Raw genomic sequence first — 22359 nt, forward strand, 5'->3', positions numbered from 1 at the left:
CCACGTCGCGTTTGGTCCATCCGCGCTGATCACTGACTTCTGCAACCAGGTCGTTCAAGATCGGGTCAACGCGCGTGTTGAGCTGCGCGGCGGTTTGAGGACCACGCCGGACCCGGGTCTTGGCCGCAGGCGGCGGGGCCGGCTCGGGCGGAGGAGTGGGGCGCCCGCCCGGCGGGTCGATCGGGTCTTGGTTCTCGTCCGGGGCTGGCCTTGGTCCGCCCCCGCCGCGCGGCCGCGGGTTTGGTCGATCGTCGCTCATACTGCGCGAACCCTCTCCAAATAGATCTTACGAAAGGCGTCGGCCACTGACTTCCCCTTGGGGTACTTGCCGTACCAAACGCCGGCCGCCCGGGACTCCGACACGATGACCTTGTCTTCCACGTACGGCGTGAGCAGCATCCCGGGCGAGGTGCGCTCGAACTCCTCGACGGCCCGCAGAGCATCGCGGGTCCATACCGCGCCCCTCCAGGCACAGCCGAGTACGATCCCCACCTCCTCCAGGTGATCCGGGAGTCCAAGACTGCGCTTGTGGTTACGGAACCTGTGCACCGTCTCCTTGGCGCCATCCACGCCGTCTAGCCCGTCCTCGTTCGGCTTCGCGGCGTAGACCACTTTCCGCGACGCCGTGAGGATGTTTTGAATGATCATGCCCCCTTGGCGGTTCGGGGCGTCAAAGAAGACGTGTGCGTCAACGCCCTCCAGGGATCGCAACAGCCGTACGTCGGCGTGGTCGTCGGCGTTCTTCTCGCGGTTCGACACGCTGCGGGCGCTAGGGATGACCCGGAGGTTCGCCGGCCATCCGCCCGCCCGGTCCAGGTGCACCGCGAGGTCGTCGGCCCACCCCTCCACGTCCTCGTTGCCGAGAATCGCGCCGATGTGCAGACCCTCCTTAACGGGCGTCGCTCCGGTCCACTTGGTGGTTGCTCCCCGGGGGTCGCAGTCGGCCAAGATCACGTCATCGCTGGGGTTCTCCTCGGCACACACGACCGCGAGGGATAGAGCGGTGGTCGTCTTGGTGACCCCGCCGCTCTCCGAGTAGGCCGTGGACCGCTCCTTCTGAGTCGTCATGGCGCGCATCCTAGCTTTCTCGCTTGCTTCCTCGCGCGCTCGCGCGCTTTCTAACTCCCTTGCGGGCTCGCGCTCTAGGTTGCTAGCTAGCACGCTAGAAAGCAACTATAGTGTGCGGGCAAGAGAGGGGCCGGGCGGTAGGACGCCCGACCCCTCAAGGTCGGCCCCGTCGGACGGCAGTGGACTGCCAGCGTCCGGGGGCCTCGATCCTGTTTGGAGGATCAATGTTCAGCGTAGAGGAGACGACCGCGGACGGCCGTCGGCGAACCCTGACGGCGCGGACGGTGCCGGCAGATCCGTCGTCGGGGGCGGTGCGGTTCGCGGTCGGTTCGATCTCGGGGCGGCCGCCGGTGATCCCGGCGCCGTGGAAGCCGGTTGATGACCTGGAAGCGCTGGCCGTGGCGGTCGGGGTGATGGGCTGATGCGCGAGGGCCTGGAAGTGGTGGACGATGAACTACTGGCACAGCTCATCGGCGGTACGCTCGATCAGCGGGCCGCGGCCGGCCATGAGGACCGGTTGCGGGTGATGCGCGAGAGTCGGTCGACGGTGGCCAGGGTGGCGCCAGCGGACGACGTGACGGCGCTTGCTGCGGGTCTCAACCTGCTCGGCCGCGGGCCGGATGGCGGTCCGGTGGATGACGTGGTGTTTGTCGACCGCTGGGCGGCTGCCGCGGCGATGGGGCGCGGGGGCGGGTTCTGACCGTGGTGTTCATCCTGTATCTGGCCGTCGGCTTCCTGTTCTACTCGGCCGCCGGCACCCTGCCCGGTGATCCTCTGTTGGAAGTTCAGGCGGACCCGTCCCGGCCGCCGCGCCGCAGCGAGTTGGCGGCGCTGCTGGCGGTGTGGTTGATCGCCCTCGTGTTCTGGCCGCTGGCTGTGGTCGTCCGCGGGGTGCGCGCCATAAGCGAGGCAGCATCTCGGCGACGCTGACCAGAAAGGGGCCGTGAACCGGCCGATCGGCTGCTACAGCCACAGGGAGGGGCCCCACCGGGCCCCTCCTCGCGTTTGAGCGGCTATCGGATCTGTACGGCGGCCACCCGCCACACGTCGCCGGCGGTGGCCCGGGTGAGTTCCACGAACGCCGTTCCGACCTGCTGTGTGTTGGTGTATCCGTCGTCCCCGTGGGCGACGGCGGACACGGTGTACTGCCGGTACGCGGCAGTCGGGGTGTCGGCCGGCCGGCCGGCGTCGTCCGCCGCGGTGACCGTCGCCGTGGTGTACGCGTGGTGGTCCGTCCACTGCTGCCACCGGGCGCCGGGCGCCGCGTGTGGCGGGGCGCCTTTGAGCTCGGCGGAGTATTTCGTGGTCATGTACCGGGTGGCGCGAACGATCGCGTCGTGCGGGCCGGTGTCAATCCGGGTGTCGCTCGCGTACATCACCGCGAGGGTGGCCCGGGCGACGCCGTCCGCGTCGTGCTGGTCGAAGTGGGCGGGCGAGCTGCCCCGCGGGGTGCCGGGCGTCCCGGTCGGGTACACCTCGGCCGGGGTGTTCGGCTCAGTCGTCGTCGGCGGGGCGGAACTGCCGGGGTTCGCTGGGTCGTCCGGGCTCGGCGGGGAGGTGCCGCACGCGGCGAGCGCGAGGGACAACGCGGCGACGGCAGCCGCGGCGGCCAGGCCGGCGCGGGCTGCCCGGTTGGTGGTGGTCAACCGAACCTCCGAATAGCGATTCTCCGGGTCTTATAGTACGGATCAGACAATTTAGATTCCCTGATCACTTCACCGGTTCTCGGGGCCTCCACGAACGTATCATTGCCCATATAAATACCGATGTGGTCGTAATCTCCAGTTTTGAGCTGGAAAGCGATCACGTCGCCGGGCTGCATGTCCGCACGGCTGACCTCCTTGCCCATGGTGGCCTGCTGCTCGCTGCTGTGGGGAAGCACCGTCTTACCGGCGGACGCCTGGTACACCGCGTACAGCACGAGTCCGGAGCAGTCGAACCCCTTCGTCCCGGAACCCTGAGCGATTCCGAACGATGCGCCGTCGACCGTGCCCCCGCCCCACGAGTACGGGATGCCCTCCTGTTTCACCGCGGCGGCCACGACCCGGGCACCGAACGCGCCCCCGGTGGTATCACCGGGGCTCTGGGTGTAGGTCGTCTCATAGGCGAGGATCGTGCGTACGTACTGCTCGGTCTCCGGGTACGGCGGAACCCCGCCGTACTTGGTGACGGCGTCCGGGCCGGCGTTGTAGCCGGCCAGCATCAGAGTGACCACGTCGCCGGCGGCCTGGTGGGCGTCGATGAGCTTCTGTGCCTTTTTGGCCAACCAACAGTCGTACTTGGCCATGGTCATGATCGCGTCGGGGGCGTCGAACACGTCGGCGCCGCCTCCGTCGGCGTCGACCCCCCACGTCTTCCAGGTGCCGTCTATGAACTGCGCCAACCCCTTGGCACCGGCGCTGCTCTGGGCCTTGGGGTTCCACCCTGATTCTTGCTCGATCTGCGCGGGCAGCAGTGCACCACCGACGGCCGTGCACGTGGCGGACGCCTTCGTGATCCACGGTTGGTATTGCGCGGAGATCTGGGACAAGTCGAGCTCGCCCACGATGGCGCCTGCGGGCTCCTGGTCGCCTCCGCCGGTGAAGCCCAGCAAGGCGAACGCGGGCAGGAGTATGGCGCCGCCGAGCGCGGCGACAGCGATCTTCTTCATGTCGTCTCGTCTCTGAACTGGCGGTCCCTCGCTGCGGTCCAGGCCCGTTTGACCGTGCCGGGGGGCTGGCCGAGAGCCTGTGCCCACCGGGCCGGATCGGTTATCGGTACGGCTCCGTGTAGCACGCTCGACGTGTGACTGAGGCTGTACCCGACAGCCGCAGCGAGTTCACTGACCGTCAGACCGGCGTGCCAACGGAGCTCGTGGAGGGTCGGCCGGGTGCTGAGCGGAGCGAGGTGGATGGTCGGCACGGCGAGGGCTCGCGCGAGTTGGACGAGTCGGGCCGGGGTCGGGCTGGCACCACCCCATGAGTAGCTCCGCACCGCGGAATACGGGATGCCAGATCTAACCGAAATCTGCTGCAATGTCCACCCCCGTTGACGGCAGGCTTCCTTGAAGCGGGTGGCGTCCCAGGTGTCCAGCGTCGTTCTCGTCACGGGGCCATGGTGCCGGATGGCGCCCTGACCGGCTGTCACATCGGGAGTTGCCATGATGGGATAGTAGAGACTACTTAGCGGCCTTACAATGGCGGAGTAGAGCTAGTGGTTTTTTCTTAGTCACAGACAAGGCCGCCCCAACCGTCGTACGGTGCGAACTGGCCATCTACTAGATAACGTCTCATCTTTCATGACAAGCGCATTCTTCCGAAGCGGTCGCCTCGGCACAGCGCTGAGCAAGGAGAACAGCACGTGAGCCAATCCAGCAGCGAGGAGCAGCCGTTGACCGCGGCGGCATTTACCAGCCACGCCGCTTCCCGCGGTGATGTGCCCGCCCGTGTGATCCGGGCTGTGCCGTCGGCGTCGAACGACACCAGCGAGGGCACGGCCGCCGGGTCGGAGTCGGCGGCAGCCGGTCCGCCATCGGTCGGCGAGCCTCCGCCCGATCCGTCAACACGCGTCGTCCCCGAGTCCGCTGTTCCGGCCCCGCCGACCGCCGGTGCACCGGCGCCGGGCCCGCAGGGTCCGCCCCCAGCGGCCTACCAGCAGCAGCCGTACGGGCGGAGCGCCGGGCAGTGGGCGTACGGGCCCGGGGCCGGGGCGCCGGGCTACGGCTACCAGCAGGCGCCCGGGCACCCCGGGCAGCAGTACCCGGCGGCCGCGCAGTACCCGCAGGGGGCGCCGGTCGACGCGTCGCCGGCCGGCGGCTTCGGCGAACAGCCTCCGGAGGCGTACGGGTTCGAGCAGTTCGCCGCGGAGACGCGGCAGGCGGCTCCGCAGTCACCGGCAACGTGGGGTTGGCGTGGCCGTGTGCGGCGGATGACGGGCGGTCTGATCTCGCCGGTGGCCAGCGAGGATGAGACGGCCTACCGGGCTGCTCTCGCGCAGGTACAGGCGGGTTTCACCGGGCCCAAAACGATCACGTTCGTGAACCCCAAAGGGGGTGCGGGAACCACGACTTCGGTTCTGATGGCGGCCCGCACCTTCGGCGTGCACCGCGGCGGGGGAGTGGTGGCCTGGGACAATAACGAGACGAGGGGGACGTTGGGCGAGCGCGGCATGCGGGGGCGGCACATGAACACCGCCCGCGAACTGCTCGACAACCTCGGCGCCTTTGAGGACTCGGCGACGGCCCGCATAGGGGATCTCGGCCTCTACCTGCGGTCTCAGGGAGCGGCACACTTCGACCTGCTCGCCTCGGATGAGCGGCCGGAGGTAACCGGGCATATCGACCATGGGGACGTGGGCCGGCTGCACGGACTGTTCCAGCGCTTCTACCGGCTGATCCTGATTGACACCGGCAACAACATGAGAGCCGGCAACTGGCTGGCCTCGATCAACAGCGCTGACCTGATCGTGGTCACCACGACGATCCGGCAGGATTCGGCATCGTCCGCGCTGTGGATGCTCGATGCCCTTGAAAAGGGCGTATACGGCCCCGGGAACCTCAAGCCCCGTACGATCACCGTACTGTCCGAGCCGGCCTCAACCTACGACCCGGCCCTACGACAGACCATGCTGCACGCCTTCGGCGCTAGGACGCGCGGCGTCTATGAGATTCCGTTCGAGCCGGCCTTGGTCGACGGCGGCGTGATCAATTACGACCGCATCTCACCGCGCACCGAACGCGCCTGGCTGGTCGCCTGTGCGGCTATGGCCGCGGCGCTGTGACCTGCTCCCCATACCTCGTCAGAAGGGAACTCCTGTGCTCCACCTGATCGTCCTGGCAGCCGGCGACGACAAGAAGTCGGGCGGCTCGGGCCTCAACCCGTTCGACGGCGTCAGCCCTTCGTTCGGCCCGTTCCAAGACATTCTCTCGTCCAAGATCGGAATGTTCCTCGCCCTCGCGTGGGCGCTCTGCTTCGTCTACACCGCGTATCACCTGATGGTGGGCATTGCCCGGCTGGCAAAAGCCCGCAAGGGCGGATACGGCGATGACCTTGACGACGTGAAGACGGACGTGACCAAGGCGGCCGCCGCGACCATCGGGCTCGTGGCAGTGCCGGTGATTTACGGCGTGCTGATCGCTAGCTAGCCGGAGCTCAGCACACCGAACGGGAGGGTACGAACGTGAGTGTCAAGGTTGATTGGCAGCAGTCGCCCGGCCCGGGGCCGCGGCGGCCGTCCGCGGGTCGGGGAGGTCCGCGGAAGAAGCGGTTCGGTAAGGACGCGCGGCTGTTCGCTGCGGTGGGCGTCGGGCTGGTCGCCGCGGTGGTGGCGGCCCTCGTCACGCACGGGAACGGCAAGGGCGGCAAGGGTCACGCCGGCCCGTCGCCCTCGGCCTCGCCGTCGGCGTCGGCGTCGGCGTCGGTCGACACCGGCGGCATGGCGCAGGGTCTGGCGACGGCGGCCGGCAGTGATTGCATCCGGCGAGTATCCGGTCTGCCCTGGGGCTGCCCGCACACCACGGCGGGCGCCGTAGACGCTGCAACCCAAGTCATGGCGGCGAGCTTCCAGGCGGAGCGCATGACGGTCGCGGACCGCACAGCCTGGATGACGGCCGTGTTCGGCAAGGTGCCGGCCGGCACCGAGGATGCGGCCAAGCTCTATCAGGCACAGAACAACCTCAACAGTGCGGGCCAGCTCATCAACACGACGACCGGCGAACCGGTCACTGACCAGCGGTTCACCTCGCTGTGTCACCCGGAGCTCGGGGCATACCGGATTCAGTCCGCGACGGCGGACGCGGCCGAGGTCGACGTGTGGCAGGTCTGCATTTCCGGGACTATCGGCCCGGGCACCGCACGGAACCTCTCGGCGAACTGGGTGGTAGCGGAGGTGTCCCTCACCTGGAAGGGCGGGGACTGGCAGGTGACCGGTACCACCTCCGGGGGTTTCAACACGGCCCCGGCGCCTAAGGACGCCGGGCAGGCGGTGACGACGTTCCCAGAGCGCGCCCAGATCCTCGCCAGCTACGGGTCCGGCTGGACGCTGTACGGGGACGCGAGCCAGAGCAATCCGGCGGAAACGCGGGGCGCGCAGTGAACGCGCTGCGGCGCCGCTTGGTGGCGAGATGGTCGCGGTTCGCCGTGTGGATGTGGGTATGGGTGAGCGAGCGGCCGCGGGCGCTATTCGCCTCCGTCGTGGCCACGGTGACGGTCATTCTGATGATGGCGCCGGCTGAACCGGCCACCGCGGCCCCGGAAGGCGGCTGCGGCATTCTGCCCGGCGCTGTGTGTTCCGGCGCCCACGGCCTCGTCAAGGGTGCCAAGAAGATTCCCGGCGTGGGAAAGCTCATCGACACAGCGGAAGGCGCGTATAAGACGGTCGACGCTCTTTCTCCCAGCAACTTTCTCGACACGTGGGCGCAGGGCCTTTGCCATGCGGTGATTTTCACGCTGACGTTCATCGAGAGCACTGCCGAAGAGCTCGGAAAACCGGCCTTTGATCAAAAGTGGTGGCAGGCTCAGTATGCAGTATCATTCGGCTTGGCCCTGGTCCTCCTCGCTTTCCTCCTACCGGTCATCACGGCTCGGATCGGCGGCCCAGAGGGGAGCGTTTCCGGTATTGAGCTGCTGCGGCAAAGCGGCTGGCGCTTGATCTTCGTCGTTCCGGCCTGCGCCTTCGCCCCCGCGTTCATGTACGCGGTGGAACAGCTCGCCGCAGCGCTGACAAAGGATTTCGCCACGTCGGCGTCTGTTGAGGCGAACGGCGCTGTCGGGTCTCTGCTGACCGCCCTGGAGACGAAAGCGGGCGACGGGTGGGGGGATTTCGGCGGCACGGTGATGTGCATCGTGCTCATGCTGTTCATTCTCCTAGCTGGCGTAGTGCTCCTCATCGAGGTAGCTGTATCCAACTGGGGCATGATGCTCTGCGGCCTTCTCGTACCGCTCGCCCTAGTCGCTGCGGTGTATCCGCCCTGGAGTCACGTCCTCAAACGTGTCATCGGAATCATTTGCGGAATGATGTTCCTCCCCGATGTCATCTTCTTTTTCTTCTGGACGATTTGGTCGGCCTTCAATGCCAATGTCAACGGACAGGGGGGGTCAAATTCGACGGTCACCATGATGATTTACCTTCTGGTGGCCCTAGTGATGCTTGACGCTTTTCCACTGGTCGCGATCTGGCTGATTGGAGTCGTCGCCCCGGGCACCGAGCAAATGGACCCAAGCGTCCGCGGGTTGGCCCCTCAACCCACTACAGGAGATGTTTATGAAAGCGTTTTCGAAAAGCCGCTGAGTGGCGGTACCGGCGGTGCTGGACCGCAGGGAGAGGACGGAGGAACGGGCGGAATGGGTGACGACGGAGACGACGCGGACGTGGCGGCCAACTCCGAGGAAGCCGATCACGGCGCCGGAGATGACCTCGACCCGAGCAGCTCGCCCGATGACCCTGGGCCGGACAGCTCGTCGGCTGGTACGAGCAGCAGTGGCCCCGAGGTTGACGACGCGACACCATCGGTGGACGGGGGGCCCGATGATGATCCGAGCGATGGCGGGTCGCATGGTGCCGGACCTGGGCAGATCGGTCCGGGTGGTACCGGGGGTCTGGGTGTCGGCCCCGGTGGTCCTTCTGGTGGTGACGGCCCTGGTGCTGCTGGCGGAGCAACCGCCAGCGAAGCTGTAGTGGTGGTGTGACATGGCAGCTGAGCAGAGGACGTACGTCCTGGGCGGCGAGACGCGCCGCCGGTCGCTTTTCAACGGTGTGAGTACGACGCAACTTGTCGGCGCCGGAGCGTTCACGGTGGTGTGGCTGCTGGCAGTGCTGGCTACCCGCTCCGTGGTAGTTCTGGTGGGGGGCATCCTGCTGGGCCTGGGCGGCTGGACGTTGTCGCGCCGCCGGGATGCAGTCGGGGAGTCGTGGGCCGGCTCACTGCGGGACCGGGCCGCGTTCGTCACGGCGCAGCGGCGCCACGGCGGCGCCCCGGAGTTCGTGCCCGGCGAGGCCCTACCGGCGGAGGTGGGCGAGATCCGGTCGCTGGCCTACGCGCCGCCCGGCTTCGAGAACGCGCCCATGGCGATCATTCACCACAAGAACCACAAGTCCGGTTCCTGGGCAACGGGCCATCTGACCGCCACGTTCGAGATCCAGGGCGCCGGGGACGGCCTGCTACCAGTCCGCGCGACCAACACGGCCGGGCTGCTGTTCGAGCGGTTGCTAGGCGGCCTGGCCTCGGCGGAAATCCCGGTCGACCAACTCGACGTCGCCACCCGGGTCCTTCCGGTTCACCCGGCCGCGTACCGCGAGCACATGGGCAAGCTGGTGGTGCCCTCGGCTCCGGCTCTGCTGCAACGATCCATGCGTGAGCTGGCCGGCTATGCGGCCGGGAACACGGAGGAATACCGGAGCTTCTGCACCGTGCGCATTCCGCTCGCGCACCTCACCGCCTCGATCTCCGGGCCCACGGACTTGGAACGGGTCTGTGAAGAGACCTTTGACGTGATCGGGGAGGTGATCCGGCGGGTGGACGCGGCCGGCTACACCTTGCGGTCGGTGCTCGGGCCCCGTCGGCTGGGTGCGCTGATCCGCCACCTGCACGATCCGGACAGGGACCTGGAAGCGCTCGACGGCATCGACACGGTGGCGGACGGGTGGAACTACGTCCGGTGGAACGCGAAGGATCACGCGCGGATCGAGGGGGCGGCGCGTCCCTGGTATCACGCGGTCGCGCAGATTCCGCGGGACGCCTGGCCGGCGCAAGCGGTCAATGCGCGGTGGATGGAACACCTGGTGACCCGGGTCAACCCGGCCACGATCCGTACCGTGCAGGCACAATTTCGGCTCGTCCCGAAGATGCGGGCCCGCGATATCGCCCGTATCGGCCTGACGTACGACACCGCGACTGTCCGCGGCGCGAAGAAAAAGGGGCAGGTGAGCACCGGTGAGACTGAGGCGTCCATGACGGCCTCGCGCCGTGTGCTGCACGACCTGATGCAACCGGTCGTCGCGGGAACTTACCCGACGGTCCGCGTGATGGTCTCGGCGCCGGACCACGACATGCTCACCGCGGCACGCCGACGGATCATCTCGGCGGCCGAGGACGGCGGCGTTACCCGGCTGAGCTGGGCCGACTACCGGCACGGCCGGGCGCTGTTGACCGCGTTCCCGATGGCGAGGGGCATCAAGGCATGAGCATCCCAACCGAGCAGTCGACCACAGTCCCGCCCCAGAACGGGGGGCCGGAACCGCGTCGCCGGTGGCGGAGGAACCGGCGGCAGGATGCGGAGGAAGCGGCGCCGCTGCCGGGCACCGTCGAGCTGGCCAAGGAAGCACCAGAGGACGAGCCGGCGGGGGAGGACTGGCCTCCATCGCCGCCGAAAAAGCGCCGGAAATTCGGCTCCTACGAGGAGTCGGACGAAACCATTTTCGTGTCAACGCGGCAGGCAGGTGCGCTCAATCCGGCGATCGTCAGCACGCACCCGCCCCTTGCCGGGCCGATCACCGGCATTGACATGGACACCGGACAGCCGGTGTCCACCGACCCCCATGAGTTGTACGACCAAAAGCGTATTACGTCGCCGAACGTCGTGGTCCTGGGCGATATCTCGTCGGGTAAGTCCTCGCTCGTCAAGACGCAATACTGCGTGCGACCCGTCGCACTGGGCACTCAGGTGGCGGTTTTCGACCGGAAAGACCAGCAGGGTCGGGGCGAGTACGTACGCGCCGCGGAGGTCTGTAGGGCGCCGGTTATCCGCTTCGCGCGCTCGGGCGGGACCACTATCAACCTGTTGGACCCGCGGATCTCGGCCACCTCTCTGGACGACTCCGGAGACGAAAGAGTCGGCCAAGACCGGCTGCTGTTGATGGTCGCCGAGCACGCGCACGGCCGACTGTCGAGCAACGAACACTACGCGCTGCGGGTCGCACACCGGGCGGCGCTGGCGCGGGCCTCGGAAACCGACCGGGTGGCGACGCTTCACGATGTGGTAGACGCGCTGTACGCCCCGGCACCCTCTGCGGTGCCCCGGCCGCACCTCGCGGACCGGGGAAATGTCACCACGGACCGGGTGACGGAATGGGGCCTGGAGCTCGCCATGGACCTGGAACGGTTCATCGACGGCGACCTGTCCGGCCTGATCGACCGCGAGACAAGCGCGGATCTCGACCTTGACGCGCCGCTGTTGGTCTTCGACACATCGGCCCTGCCGGAGGAATCGCCGGCACTCGCCCTGGTGATGGCGCTCGTATCGTCCTTCCTCACGGCGGTGTGGTCTCACCGGTCCGGCCGCCGAATCATCATCCTGGAAGAGGGGTACCACACCACCCGCTTGCAGTCGCCGGGCACCACCAGCGTGGCCACGATCCTGCGGTCTCTGGCCAAGCGCGGCCGCGGCATCGGTCTTAGCTTCGTGACGGTCATTCACCACATCTCCGATGTGCCGCCGGACAGCGACGCCATGTCGCTGGTGCGCGAGGCCGACGTGATCCACATCTACCAGCAGTCGCGTGGGGACGACGCACGCGAGGCCGTCGAGCAATTCCGGTTGCCCTCGCGGCTGTACGACACACTCGGCACGCTGGCAAAGGGCTGCCACATTCTCCGGATCGGGACGGAAGCGCCTCGCCGCGTGCGGCATATCCGTACGGCTCTGGAAGTGTGGATGACAGATACAGACGAAGCGATGACGGGGCGCCGGGTAGCCGGTCCGGAGGGGGTGAGCGTATGAGTATGGGAATCGTCGTGTTCCTACTGCTGGTCTTCGTGGTGTGCCTCATGGGCTACGTGCGCGGGACGTTCAGCAAGTCGCCGCGGGCGGGATCGCGGCCGGCGGACGATCCGGCGGGCGGATTCGCCACCCCGCAGCAGATCCGCGAGCGGCTGTCAGATCAGGCGGTGCGGGCAGCTGGGGCCCAGGTGAGGCCCGGCCTGCCGCGGCCGCGGGAAATTGGAAAGCGTGAGCGAAAGGGGCTGATCCGCCGTGGCGGTCGCTGAGGTGTTCGCTGACGGGGAGCTGGCGACCGAGGAATTCGGATACTACCTCGGGCAGGCGTACCGGCCTGCCGTGCCGGACGGCCTGTACTCGCCGTACGACCAGTCCCTGCGGGTCATCGGGCCCATGGGCTCGGGGAAAACGTTCCGTTTCCTGGGGCAGGTGATCCGCGAGGCGCCGGGCCCGGTGATCGCCACGTCGACCAAACCCGACACGGTCGAGCTGACTTATGGGGCCCGCACACGCCGGGGCCCGGTGGTCAGCATCGATCCGCAGGGAGTCTGCCCCGGTATCGAGCCGGTCCGCTGGAGCCCCATTTTCGGGGCTCAGGACACGGTGACGGCCGATATGCGGGCCTCCGCGTTCGTCGCTGGCACCGGAACGCAGAAAGACCAGAGCGACGAAGCTGCGGGCTTCTACCGGCTCCAAGCCTCCACGGTGCTGGCCTGCCTGCTGCACGCGGCAGCTCTCGACGGTGCCCGGCTGCGGGATGTGCTGCGGTGGGCGTCGCGGTTTGATGACCCCGCCCCCCGGGCGATCCTCGACCACCACCCCGGCGCCGGGCCGGGGTGGGCTGATCGGCTCGCCGACGCGGTCACTGGTGATGACCGAACCGTGGGCAACACCCGGTCGACCCTGTCCAACGCGTTGGCGTGTTTTGCGCACGCCCCGGTGGTCGACAGTATCGACGTGAGCGAGGACCGGGCAACCAACATCGAGTCGTTGTTGGACTCGCGCGGCACCATCTACCTTTTGGGGAAGGACTCTCCGTACTCGTCGGTGTCACCGCTGATCACAGCCATGACGGAAGACATTCTGGACCGGGCGGAGCAGCTGGCCTACAGCAAGCCGGCCCGCCGGCTCGACCCGCCGCTACTGGCGGCGTTGGACGAGGCGCCGAACACGCCGTTGCCGTCCCTGCGGCAGCGTGTCGCGGACGGCCGTGGTCGTGGTCTGTGCGTGATCTACCTGGTGCAGGGGTGGGCCTCCGCCGAAGCTCGGTGGGGCAAGGCGACAGCGGATGAGCTGGCGTCGTTCACGAACAACACGTTGGTATTCGGCGGCGTCGGTGATGATGAGTTCTTGGCCAAGCTCGAAAAGCGGTGCGGCCTGGTGCGCGTCTACCGTACGTCGTCGTCATCCGGGCAACGCGGATCGGGCCCCTCGCGGTCGGTTTCGGAGGACTGGCAACCGGTCCTGCGAGCCCACCAGATCGGCCAACTGGACTCGCCGGGTGCGGGGGAAGCGCTGTTGCTCGCCGGCAACTTGCCCCCGGTCCTGACGCGGCTGCCGAAGCTGTCGGAGTCCGCGGACTGGCCGGAGATTGAAGCCGAGATTCGACAGGTGCGGATGATGGCGGACACCGCCCGGGCCCGCGCGAGCGAGGAACGACGGAAGTTCATGGAGGCCAACGCGGCGACCTGGGCTGAGCGCGGCCGCGGCGGTGCCAGCGTCCGCATGGGGAAGGGTGGCCGGTGATGGCAGACAAGTGGTCGGTGAAGCCCGTGGAGGACCTGGAGCCGCGTGAGGTGCTATGGCCGTGGCCGGAGCTGCCGGAACGGGTCGCGCAGCAGCTCGAACTCATCGCGGCGGAGGAATCCGCCAGCGAGGACGAAGACGAAAACGAAGACGACAGCAGCGAGCTGGCCGACCCGGACACCGGCGTGGTGTTCGACGGGCTGGTGCCGCGGCCGTGGAACTTGCCGGAGCTGGGGGAGAAGCTCCAAGCGGCGGTCCTGGGCTGGCTGGATGACGTGGTGATGTGGCACAACCACGCGTACGGCTGGCAGGAAGAACAGATCATTCCGGCGTGCTGGCAGCTTCACGAAGGGCTCGCCCTCGACCTGGCAGCGCTGGCCTTCGGCCGGATCGACGCGTACGCGACGGCAACCGCGGCATACGTCGGCCGGTGGCACAGCGATTGGGAGGACTTCCAGCGGCGCATGGTCTCGGCGCTGGGGGAGACCGGCCGGGACTGTCGGCGTGGGGACCACAAGCACCCCGGCGAGTACGCTGCGACCGCAGTCCGCGAGGTCATCATGAAGCGCCGGGCCGCCGCGCCAGCGGCGAGCTGACGGCCCGACTTCCTCGACGGTGGCCTCTCCTGCGGGAGGGGCCACCGTTGCGTTTTCGGGCCGGTGCTGGCACCCGGTCAGATGGACGGCCCGCCGGGGCGCGGCGGCTTGGGCCGGTTGCGGCGCTTGGCCGCATCGTCTGGCCGGCTGCCCGGCTTCGCCCCGCCGTCGCGGTCGTATGCCTGGTCCAGACGCTCGCTCGCGCGGCGCCGCTTGGGCTTGGTGGTCGGCTTTTCGGCCTGCGGTTGCGTTGCCGGTGCGGGCTTCTCCGGCTGCTGCGGGCTCGGGGCCGGGCGGTCGGCCGGGGTTGGCTTCGGCGCGGACTGCTTGCGGCCGCGGGCCTTGTCCATCGCCTCCGGGCCGGTGGCGTCGCCGTACGCGCGGTCCAACCGCTCCTCTGTCTGGTTGCGCGGGGCGGGTCGGCGTTCGTCCGCGGGGCGCTGCTGCGGTCGGCCCGGCGCGGGCTTCGGCGCGGCCTCGGGTGCCTTGCGTCGGGCGTCGGTGGCGCACGGCTCCGGCTGCTGCTGGGGGGTGCGGGCGCGGCCGCGGGCGGCGTCCAGGGCTTCCGGGCCGGTGGTGTCGGCGTAGGCTCCGGCGAGCCGTGCGGCGGCCGTGCGGGTGCGGCGGGCGGTGCGCTCCTCGGTCTCCTGGGTGCGCTGCTCGGGCGTCATCACGGCGCGGGTGCGGTATTCCGCGCGCAGCTTGCCGGCGTGCTCACGCAGCTCGGCGGCGGCTGCCGTGGCCTGGGCGGTCTCCTGGGTCTGCGGCCCGTACACCGGGGCCGGGGCGGCGCGCTCGATCTCGACGGCCTCGGCGACGGCGTGGGCCGACGCGTCGACCAACTCGCGCTCGGTGAGGTCCCCGTGGGGGCGCTCGTCCCACCGGGGCGGCTCGTCGGCCGGGGGCGCCTCGGGGTCGCTGCTGGTGTCCATCGCCCGGCGGGCGAGGATGCGGCGGGCCTCCTCCGCCTTCCGCATGGCCTCGCGGGCGGCGAGGGCGCCGGGGGCGGTCTCCTCGACGCGGGCCCGGGTCGCGTCGGTGGTCTGCTCGGCGTTCTCGGCCTGCGCGCGGGCGCGGGCTGCCGCCGTCTCCAGCTCGGCGATCCGCTCGTTCACCATCTCCTCTAGCGCCTCCTTGGTGCCGGGGAGTTCGGCGGCTACCTGCGGAACCAGGGTTTCGCGGGCCGTGCGGGCGGTTGCGGCGCGGTTCTCCGCGTCCTCCGCGGCCTGCTCGGCGGCCGTCTGCGCGACGGTTGCAGCGTCGTATGCGGCGATGGCGGCGGCGGCTGCCTCGGCCGCGGTCTCGCCGGCGTTGCCCTGCGCGATGATCACGGCGAGGGTGTCGCCGTCGAGTTCGGCGAGGGCCGGGTGTGCCTTGACCCATCGGTAAGCGTCCAGCGCGCGGCGGGCGGCGTCGTAGTCGGCGGCCTGCACCGGCTCGGTGGGACGGTCGCCAATCGCGGCGGTTTCGTGCCCGAACTCCCACAACCCGCGGTAGTCAGCGACGGCGGCGACGGCGCGGGCCCATGCCGGGCGGGCGGGGTCGCCGGGCGCCGGGGGAGTGCCGACGGCGTCCAGCCACGTGGCACCGGACGCGGCGAGCGCGAGCGCGTTGATGTACGCGGCCTGGTCGTCGGGGAGCATCTGGGCGGCCCGCCACAGTCCGCGGACCATGGGCTGATCGTCGGTCGGGGCCGGCCCGGTGGGGTCGGCGCCGGTGTAGTCGGCGAGGTCGCGGAACGCGGCTGCGGCGGCGAGCTGGTCGCGCCACGCGACGGCGCCGGCGACCGACTCGGGCTCGGGCTCGGGCCCGTACGCGGCGGCCCACCCGTGGCTGGCCTGCGCGTCGGCACGGGCCAGCTCGGCGAGGTGGTCAGCGCGGGCCCGGATCGCGTCGGCGAGCTGGTCAGCGTACTCGTGCTGGCCATCGTCTCCGGCCTGGTCCTCGGGCAGGGTCAGCCCGATGGCGCGCAGTACGTCGGCCCCGGTTGCCTCCGGGTCTGTCTCGTAGGTCGTCGCGGTGGCGGGGCGCTCGTGCTCCTGGTCCTCGCCGTCCTCGTCGCGGAACCGGAGACGCTCGGCGTGTCCAGCCTCCATCATCGTGCGATTGCGGGCATGCAGGATCGCGGCGTAGTCGTCAATATCACCGGTCCACTCACGCGTGGCGCACGCGGCGACAACAAGGGCGTCCGTGTCGTACCCGGCGTCCGCGTACTCCATCAGCTGTGCCCGCAGGGCTGGCCACGCGGGAGCGGTGGTGATGAGATTTCCGAGGTGTTCCCCGAGTAGGCGCCGGATTGCCTGCTGTGAGGCGGCGTCAGCGATTTGGTCCAGCACGTATCGCAAGCGGGGGATGTGCGTCCGGATGGCATCGGCTTCGTCCCACATCCGGGCTTGCAGGGCGGTAGCAGAGAGCTGTGTTCCGTCCCGGGCGACGATGGCGGCCCACGCTTGACGACCGGTGAGTGGGCGGCCGGGCTCGCCGGTCTCCAGGTCGACCCCGGCGTCTGTCGACAAATATGCATGATTGGTGTGGCTGCCGCGAGTGAGCGCGGGATATGCCGAATTGGCGTCCATCCCGGGCGCGAAAAGTCCGTGCCCGGACTGCACGGTGACGCCCTGGGCGCGGTCTTTGGTGATGGCGTAGCCGAGTTCGACGCCCCCGCCGGCCACGTACTCGGCGGGGAGCTCGGCCACTCCGCCGGTAAGGGTGTGCTCGACCACCAGGGCGCCGCCGCGCAGTACCTTGCGCACGCTCCATACGTCTCCGTTGCGGACGTACTGCCGGGTGTCCTCGCAATGGATGTCGCGGTTGTTCGCGCGGGTCACGACCTGGTCCCCGCGGCCGGCCCGGTTCGCGTCGTGCAGGGTGACGGTGTTCCGGTCGTCCACGGTGCCGGCGGCGACGCGGTCCGCGCGAGCCCGGTCGGAGAGCTGGGCGGCGAGCGCGTTGGTCGGGGCGATCAGGATGCTGGCGACGCCGTCCGCGGTGTCCGCCTGCCACGCGGCGTACGCGGCGTCCACCATCTCGTCAAGGGTGCCGGTGTGGATGCGGCCGCGGGCGCTGTACGCCTCCCATGATCCCTCGGCGTCGCCTCGGGCGAGAGCGGCGGCGGCGTCGATCTCCCACTGTCGCAGGTCCCCGGAGACGCTGCGGAAGCGCCGGACTTCGGATAGGTAGATGGGCCGGCTGCGGGCCTCCAGCAGCGCGAGGGCGCCGCCGACACCCGGGGAACCAAGCTGCCGGGGGTCGCCGGTGGGCAGGATGCGGCCGCCGGCGTCCTCGACTTGGCGCAGAATCGCGTGTAGGTCGGGGGTCGACGCCTGGCCGGCCTCGTCCACGATGACGATCGTTCCGGGGGCGAGCGTCCAGCGGGCTTGCCCGCGGGCGAACTGCTCGGACATGGTGCGCCACCGGGCCAGGTTCTCCGCCCGGATGTCCGCGGCTGCCGCGAGGTTGTCGGCCTGGAGCTGCCCGCCGGCGAGGCCCAACACCTCGATCCCGTGGGCGTCGGCTACCTCCTTGACCAGCCGCATGATCGTCGTCTTACCGGTGCCAGCGGGGCCGATGATGGCCCGGGCCTGGGTGTCGCCGGTGAACACCTCGTGCACCGCGGCGCGCTGTTCCTCGGACGGCTGGAAGCCTCGGGCGGTGTCCCCGACGGACAGGGCGGCGTCGATCTGGTCGGCCGTCAGCCTCGTGACCGGGGCCGGGCGGTTGGCAGCCTCGACTAGATCCGCCTCCCAACCCTTGATGCGGTGAGAGGTGTACCGGGCTGATCCGTGCTGTACGAAGATCGGCGAACCGTCCCGGCGCTGGTACCTGCTCGGGACGGTCAGAGGCTCCGGCGGGGTGATGAGCTCGCACGTCTCGGGGCTCAGTACGTGGTCGGTGACCTGCTGAACGAGTGCGTCGAACCGGTCGCCTGCGGCGAGGTGCCACCCGGCTGCGGTGAGTTGTCGGTACGTCTCGGCCTCCGCGTTGGCGCGGGTCCATGACTCGCGGTGCTGCTCCAAGACCGCGAGCGTTCGCCCGGCGACGGTGTCCAGAGACGGCGGGGCTGGCCGGTCGGCGAGGGCTTCGCGGCTGGCGCGCTGGGCGTGCTGAACCCACCGGCCGGGCATCCGGACCCCGGCTTGCCACGCCCGGCGGCGCCACTGCCGGCGCTCGGCCCCCACGCTCTTGGGCTTCTTGTCCGGGCGGGCGGTGAGCGCTGCGGCCTGGGCTAGTGCGTACTGCTCGGGCCTGCTCGGCTCGCGTCCCTCGCGCTCGCGGAAGTCGGCGAGCATCCCGCGTAGGGCGCGCTCCGTCTGGCGACGCCGCTGGCTGAACAGCCCGACCACGTCTGCGGACACCCCGGCGAACTCGCGCACCGGGCGCTTGTCCGGCCTGATGGTGTCCTCACGGGGCGCGGCCACGATGCCGAAGCGCTCGTACATCTCGCGCTCAACCTCGGTCGTGTACATCTCCGACAGGGCCACCGTGATGCGGTGCAGCGGGCGAGCGTCCAGCGCGAGCCAACGGCCGTCAGCCGTCTGCACCTTCGCGGAGATCGCCACGTGACGGTGCCAGTCCGGGTCACCCGCACGGCTGGACCGGTGGACGAACGCGGCCGCAATCAACCCGCCGTCGGCCTCGACCTGGGCGGCACCCTGCGGGCCGACGCGGGTCCACGCGGCCTCGCCCTCGATGCGGGCCCACACCTTCGCAAAGGCGGCCGCCTCGGCGGCCTCCAACTCGGCGCGTACCTCGTCGTTCGACACGCCCCACAGCACAGAGAACGACTTGACGGGGGAGAGCACCGTTTCCCACCCGGCCCGGGCGGTCTGCTCCCCGAGCCGATCCGCCTTCTTGCGGAGCTCGACCTTGCGGGCCTCCGTGGCGTGCGGCTCGCGGGCAAGCATCTGCTCGTACCGCTCATCCGCGGTCGGGTAGCGCGGCCACCTGCGGCCAAGCCCCTTGCCTGTGGCCGGATCGACCCCGTCCTTAAAGATCGCGTCGGCGGCCTCCTGGCTGACCTGCCCCGTAAGGCCAAGTGCGGCGGCCTTCTGGCCGATCCACTCGCCCGGCGTGTCGCCCCCGCTCGACCAATACGCATTGAGGTCGCGGGCCTTGATCTCCTTGTCACCGCTCGCCACGGTCGACATGAGGTAGTCGATTCCGCTGCCCGCGGAGATCGCGTGAAGCGTCATCATGCCCGACCACCGCCCCCCGGACGCGGGCACACGGCGGCGCTCGCGCGGCAGTTCGGGAAGGAAGGCACCCGGCGATCGTACGCCGTTTTCAAGATCATTTCCGGAGTGCAAGAGGTGTGCTGATCTTTTGAGTGTTAACGATCATGAGGGTGCATTTCCCTCATGATCGTTAACACTCTCCTTGCCCTTGTCAGCGCTTCGCGCTGATGAGGGCTCATCCATGCTCCGCTGGATGAGCTCCGTTGTCTTGTCGAGCTCTGCTCGACTGCTCACGCTTGCGTGAGCTGGCCCCGTGAGGGGCCCTTGGGCGCCGAACGGCGCCCGCGTCCCCCGCCCCGCCCAACACGCGGGCTACAGTGGGGGACTCGCGCGGGCGGCCGGCGGCCGCCCGCGCGGAGGGAACCGTTAGGAACTCGGCGGCGGCGCACGCCAAACCCGTGCCGCGCGGACGTGGGCACCTCCTACACTGCGTGCATGGCATCGACACGGAACAACCGCGTACAGGATCGACGCGCCGCGCTGCGCGAACAGCACGCACGAGAGCGGAAAGCGGCGGACGCCGTTTTCGTGCTCCTGGACAAGGAAGAGGCGGCCCGCGAGGCGGCCGCCGGCGGCGTGGCCGACCTGGTAGAGACGGTGGGCAAGGCGCGCGCTGCGGAACTGCTCGGCCTGACGCCGGCGGAGGTGTCGGCGTACCTCACGCTCCACCGGGACGTGACCGGCGGCAGGGACGTTGAGACGGACGACGCGGCATCGGACGACGGCGCCGCGGACGCGGCCGGCGAGGACGCGGCGGGGACGATCCCCGCGCAGAGCGAGGCGGGCGCCGCGGCGGCCGCGCCGGCTTCCGCGTAGGCCACCGTGCCTCGCGTACCCGAAACGGTCCGCCCGCCCGTCGACCTTCCGCCGCGGGCGGACCTGGGGGAGTGGGCCCGGCTACGGGCTTACGTCGCCGTTACGGACCGGTGTTGGATCTACACCGGGGCCGTGGCGGACGACGGGTACGGGCGTTTCTGGGCGCCGACGGCGGCCGCGGCTGAGGGGCGCTCGGAGAACGTGCGCCCCCCGCGCTGGATGTGGCAGGCGCACAACGGACCGATCCCGTCCGGGCACGTGATCCGTCACGACTGCGACGTGACGCTATGCGTGCGGCCGGCCTGCCTCCGGCTCGGGGATCAGGTCGACAACCTCGGCGACGCTATGCGCCGTGACCGAGTGACGCACCCGGGGCGGGTCGGCAAGGCTGACCGACGGGGCGCCGCGGCCGCGGCCCGCGAGCTGCGTACGGCGGTCCTCGCGGCCGTCGGTCGCGGGGTGGTCGACCCGGCGGAGCTCGGCGAGGTCGTCGCCGGAGTCCACGCGGCCGGCGACCCGTTCGCCGAACACGGCCGGTTGTTCTGACGACTTCCTAACGGATGCCCGGGGCCCGGGTATCCGTTAGGAAACCGCGCCGGTCCCGTGGCACCTGTGCGTGGGCGGGCGGGACGACGGCGGCCCGCGCCCCTGGTGCTGGACACGGGCCGCTCGTCGGCGAGCTGGCGGTGAATCAGTCGGCGTCCGCCTGGTGGGCGGCGAGTCCGCGCAACAAGCGGATGAGCGCGCGGCAGTCTCCGGCCGCCCGGTGGTCGCCGGGGAGGGGCTGGTACCGATAGTCCCCTGAGCTGTGCAGCTCCCCAATCCACCGGGCGTACTTCTTTATGGCGCACTCGGTGCGCAGGCTGTCGACCCAACCGGCCGCGAGGGAGTACAGCTCGCCGGCGTACCGCGGCCGCCGGTTCGGGTCCTGCTGCCACTGGTACCGGTTCATCTCCGTCAGCGACACCCCGTCGACCTGGTCGACGGGATCGCGGGGCTTTGCGGGCCGCGGGATGCCGGCGAGTAGGTCGGCCGCGTGCTCGGCGAGCAACGCGCCTTCCTTCGTCGTGGTCACCTGTACGCCTCCCCTTCGTAGTCGTCCAGAGCGATGCCGCGTCGGCGGGCCTCGGGCGCGAGCGGCTGCCAAGCTGCCTCCAGCTCGCCGATGGCTCGCGCGTACCGTGAGCCGGCCGCGTAGTCGTCGCCGGCGGTCTCGCGTAGGTCGCCGGCCTGGTGCAGCGCGGCGGCGAGCTGGTCGACCTGCTCGCGGTCGGCGAGCTCGTCGGCGATGCCGGCCAGCAACGCGGCCCCGTACAGCTCGCGTATCGCGTCGTGCCGCTCGCGTAGAGCAGCAACATGCGCGTTGCCAGCGAGGACGCGCCGCCGGCGGCTGAACCGCCGGAGCACGCGCACCCCGCGGGCCACCAGCCGCGTGCACCCGGCGGCGAACACCACGGCGGCGAACACCACGGCGGCGACCGTGGCCACCTGCCACCACGGGGCGCCGGGCGCGTCGCCGAACGGATGCGTCGGCCGCGGCCCGCCGAACGCGTCGTGCACGTACGCCGCGCACCCGGCGAGCACCAAGCCGACGGCGCCCCACTCCGCCGTGCGGCTACGTGCCCGACGCCGGTTCGCCTGCCACACTGCGCGAGCGAGGGCGGCCGCGGCCGCGCCGAGCAGGGCCCCGCTGACCACGTCAACCGGCTGCATTGCCTTCCCCTCCCGTGCGGCCGCCTGCTAAGTCCCCCGGTCCGGTCATGGCTTCGCCGCGGTGGTCCGGGCGGCTCGCCGTCCCCCCTTCGTCGCCGACGCGGCTTCCCCGTCGGCCGGCGACTCCTCCTCGACGGGCGGCCGTACCGCTGCGGCGAGCTCGCGCCGCAACCGATCGGCCTCTTCGTACGCCTCGGTGGCGCGCTTGGTCGCGGCGGCGAGCTGGCCGCGGAACTCCTTCCGCTCCTCGTCCAGTGTCTTCGTCCAACGCTCTCGGTCCTCGCCGTGCTCCTTGATCAGCCGATCCCGGTCGGTACGGGCTGCGTCGGCTGCGGCCTCCTGGCGCACGGCTTCCGCCTCCGCGGCACGCCGCGCCGACTCGGCCTCCTCGACCTGGCGGGCTGCGTCGTCGCGGGCCTGCTGGGCGGCGGCGTTTGCCTCCTCGATGCGCTGCGTCGTCTCGGCCTTCACCCGCTCCGCCTCGGCCTGGGCCTC

At 70.0% G+C, this 22359-nt stretch carries 21 protein-coding genes and 2 pseudogenes; 15 read left to right on the forward strand and 8 right to left on the reverse strand.

The features are described 5' to 3' along the window. Window positions 1–255 precede the first annotated feature (255 nt). The gene (locus tag WA788_RS31300; RefSeq protein ID WP_335983161.1) at window positions 256–1068 is read right to left on the reverse strand and encodes a ParA family protein; all 813 of its coding nucleotides are present in this window, start codon (window positions 1066–1068) and stop codon (window positions 256–258) included. Window positions 1069–1292: 224 nt separating this feature from the next. On the opposite strand from WA788_RS31300, the gene WA788_RS31305 reads away from it, so the two are divergent. The 3 genes from WA788_RS31305 to WA788_RS31315 are packed head-to-tail and all read left to right on the forward strand — an operon-like array spanning window position 1293 to window position 1998. Further along, complete coding sequence (locus WA788_RS31305; RefSeq protein WP_335983163.1) at window positions 1293–1490, forward strand: hypothetical protein; 198 nt, start codon at window positions 1293–1295, stop codon at window positions 1488–1490. Further along, window positions 1490–1768, forward strand: a complete 279-nt coding sequence (locus WA788_RS31310) for a hypothetical protein (RefSeq protein WP_335983165.1) — start codon at window positions 1490–1492, stop codon at window positions 1766–1768. The genes WA788_RS31305 and WA788_RS31310 overlap by 1 nt, the downstream gene beginning before the upstream one ends. A 2-nt stretch (window positions 1769–1770) precedes the next feature. Then, a complete protein-coding gene (locus tag WA788_RS31315; RefSeq protein WP_335983168.1) occupies window positions 1771–1998 on the forward strand; it encodes a hypothetical protein in 228 nt (75 codons plus the stop codon). An 83-nt stretch (window positions 1999–2081) separates the two neighbouring features. On the opposite strand, the gene WA788_RS31320 is transcribed toward WA788_RS31315, so the two are convergent. Genes WA788_RS31320 through WA788_RS36140 form a run of 3 tightly spaced genes read right to left on the reverse strand, consistent with a single transcriptional unit; the run spans window position 2082 to window position 4209 of the window. Further along, window positions 2082–2714, reverse strand: coding sequence for a hypothetical protein (locus tag WA788_RS31320; RefSeq protein WP_335983171.1), 633 nt, complete (start codon window positions 2712–2714; stop codon window positions 2082–2084). Further along, window positions 2711–3718 (reverse strand): C40 family peptidase, encoded by a 1008-nt coding sequence (locus tag WA788_RS31325; protein WP_335983173.1) that lies wholly within the window; start codon window positions 3716–3718, stop codon window positions 2711–2713. Before WA788_RS31325 ends, WA788_RS31320 begins: the two co-directional genes overlap by 4 nt. Next, a complete protein-coding gene (locus tag WA788_RS36140) occupies window positions 3715–4209 on the reverse strand; it encodes a helix-turn-helix domain-containing protein (protein ID WP_443034125.1) in 495 nt (164 codons plus the stop codon). The genes WA788_RS31325 and WA788_RS36140 overlap by 4 nt, the downstream gene beginning before the upstream one ends. Window positions 4210–4407: 198 nt before the next feature. Between WA788_RS36140 and WA788_RS31330 the strand changes: the two genes are divergently transcribed. The 9 genes from WA788_RS31330 (at window position 4408) to WA788_RS31370 (ending at window position 14101) form a co-directional block, all read left to right on the forward strand. Further along, entirely contained in the window at window positions 4408–5826 is a 1419-nt protein-coding gene (locus tag WA788_RS31330; protein WP_335983176.1) for a hypothetical protein, read from the forward strand. 34 nt (window positions 5827–5860) lie between these two features. After that, the gene (locus tag WA788_RS31335; protein ID WP_335983178.1) at window positions 5861–6190 is read left to right on the forward strand and encodes a hypothetical protein; all 330 of its coding nucleotides are present in this window, start codon (window positions 5861–5863) and stop codon (window positions 6188–6190) included. A gap of 35 nt (window positions 6191–6225) precedes the next feature. Next, the gene (locus WA788_RS31340; RefSeq protein ID WP_335983180.1) at window positions 6226–7140 is read left to right on the forward strand and encodes a hypothetical protein; all 915 of its coding nucleotides are present in this window, start codon (window positions 6226–6228) and stop codon (window positions 7138–7140) included. Window positions 7141–7202: 62 nt separating this feature from the next. After that, window positions 7203–8732 carry a hypothetical protein gene (locus tag WA788_RS31345; RefSeq protein ID WP_335983181.1) on the forward strand — a complete coding sequence of 510 codons (1530 nt, stop codon included), beginning with the start codon at window positions 7203–7205 and terminating at the stop codon, window positions 8730–8732. 1 nt (window position 8733) lies between these two features. Continuing rightward, window positions 8734–10227 (forward strand): SCO6880 family protein, encoded by a 1494-nt coding sequence (locus WA788_RS31350; RefSeq protein WP_335983183.1) that lies wholly within the window; start codon window positions 8734–8736, stop codon window positions 10225–10227. Beyond that, the gene (locus tag WA788_RS31355) at window positions 10224–11762 is read left to right on the forward strand and encodes a hypothetical protein (protein WP_335983185.1); all 1539 of its coding nucleotides are present in this window, start codon (window positions 10224–10226) and stop codon (window positions 11760–11762) included. Before WA788_RS31350 ends, WA788_RS31355 begins: the two co-directional genes overlap by 4 nt. Window positions 11763–11764: 2 nt before the next feature. Next, window positions 11765–12028 (forward strand): hypothetical protein, encoded by a 264-nt coding sequence (locus WA788_RS31360; protein ID WP_335983186.1) that lies wholly within the window; start codon window positions 11765–11767, stop codon window positions 12026–12028. After that, complete coding sequence (locus WA788_RS31365) at window positions 12015–13505, forward strand: type IV secretory system conjugative DNA transfer family protein (RefSeq protein WP_335983187.1); 1491 nt, start codon at window positions 12015–12017, stop codon at window positions 13503–13505. The genes WA788_RS31360 and WA788_RS31365 overlap by 14 nt, the downstream gene beginning before the upstream one ends. Next, window positions 13505–14101 (forward strand): hypothetical protein, encoded by a 597-nt coding sequence (locus tag WA788_RS31370; RefSeq protein WP_335983189.1) that lies wholly within the window; start codon window positions 13505–13507, stop codon window positions 14099–14101. The genes WA788_RS31365 and WA788_RS31370 overlap by 1 nt, the downstream gene beginning before the upstream one ends. 77 nt (window positions 14102–14178) lie before the next feature. Here WA788_RS31370 and mobF read toward each other — a convergent pair whose 3' ends face one another. Further along, the gene (mobF, locus tag WA788_RS31375) at window positions 14179–19296 is read right to left on the reverse strand and encodes a MobF family relaxase (protein ID WP_335983190.1); all 5118 of its coding nucleotides are present in this window, start codon (window positions 19294–19296) and stop codon (window positions 14179–14181) included. Window positions 19297–19770: 474 nt separating this feature from the next. Between mobF and WA788_RS31380 the strand changes: the two genes are divergently transcribed. From WA788_RS31380 to WA788_RS31385, 3 genes and pseudogenes are all read left to right on the forward strand, one after another. Continuing rightward, window positions 19771–20151 (forward strand): hypothetical protein, encoded by a 381-nt coding sequence (locus WA788_RS31380; protein ID WP_335983192.1) that lies wholly within the window; start codon window positions 19771–19773, stop codon window positions 20149–20151. Between the two features lie 219 nt (window positions 20152–20370). After that, window positions 20371–20457: pseudogene (locus WA788_RS36145) on the forward strand (HNH endonuclease); the annotation flags it as partial. A 39-nt stretch (window positions 20458–20496) separates the two neighbouring features. Next, entirely contained in the window at window positions 20497–20697 is a 201-nt protein-coding gene (locus WA788_RS31385) for a hypothetical protein (protein ID WP_335983194.1), read from the forward strand. A 145-nt stretch (window positions 20698–20842) separates the two neighbouring features. On the opposite strand, the gene WA788_RS31390 is transcribed toward WA788_RS31385, so the two are convergent. The 3 genes and pseudogenes from WA788_RS31390 to WA788_RS31400 all read right to left on the reverse strand — a co-directional run. After that, window positions 20843–21226, reverse strand: coding sequence for a hypothetical protein (locus WA788_RS31390; protein ID WP_335983196.1), 384 nt, complete (start codon window positions 21224–21226; stop codon window positions 20843–20845). Then, window positions 21223–21864, reverse strand: a complete 642-nt coding sequence (locus WA788_RS31395; RefSeq protein WP_335983198.1) for a hypothetical protein — start codon at window positions 21862–21864, stop codon at window positions 21223–21225. Before WA788_RS31395 ends, WA788_RS31390 begins: the two co-directional genes overlap by 4 nt. 45 nt (window positions 21865–21909) lie before the next feature. Beyond that, window positions 21910–22359: pseudogene (locus WA788_RS31400) on the reverse strand (hypothetical protein); the annotation flags it as partial.

Origin of the sequence: Streptomyces sp. CA2R106 (assembly GCF_037034245.1) — a bacterium.
Lineage (GTDB): Bacteria > Actinomycetota > Actinomycetes > Streptomycetales > Streptomycetaceae > Actinacidiphila.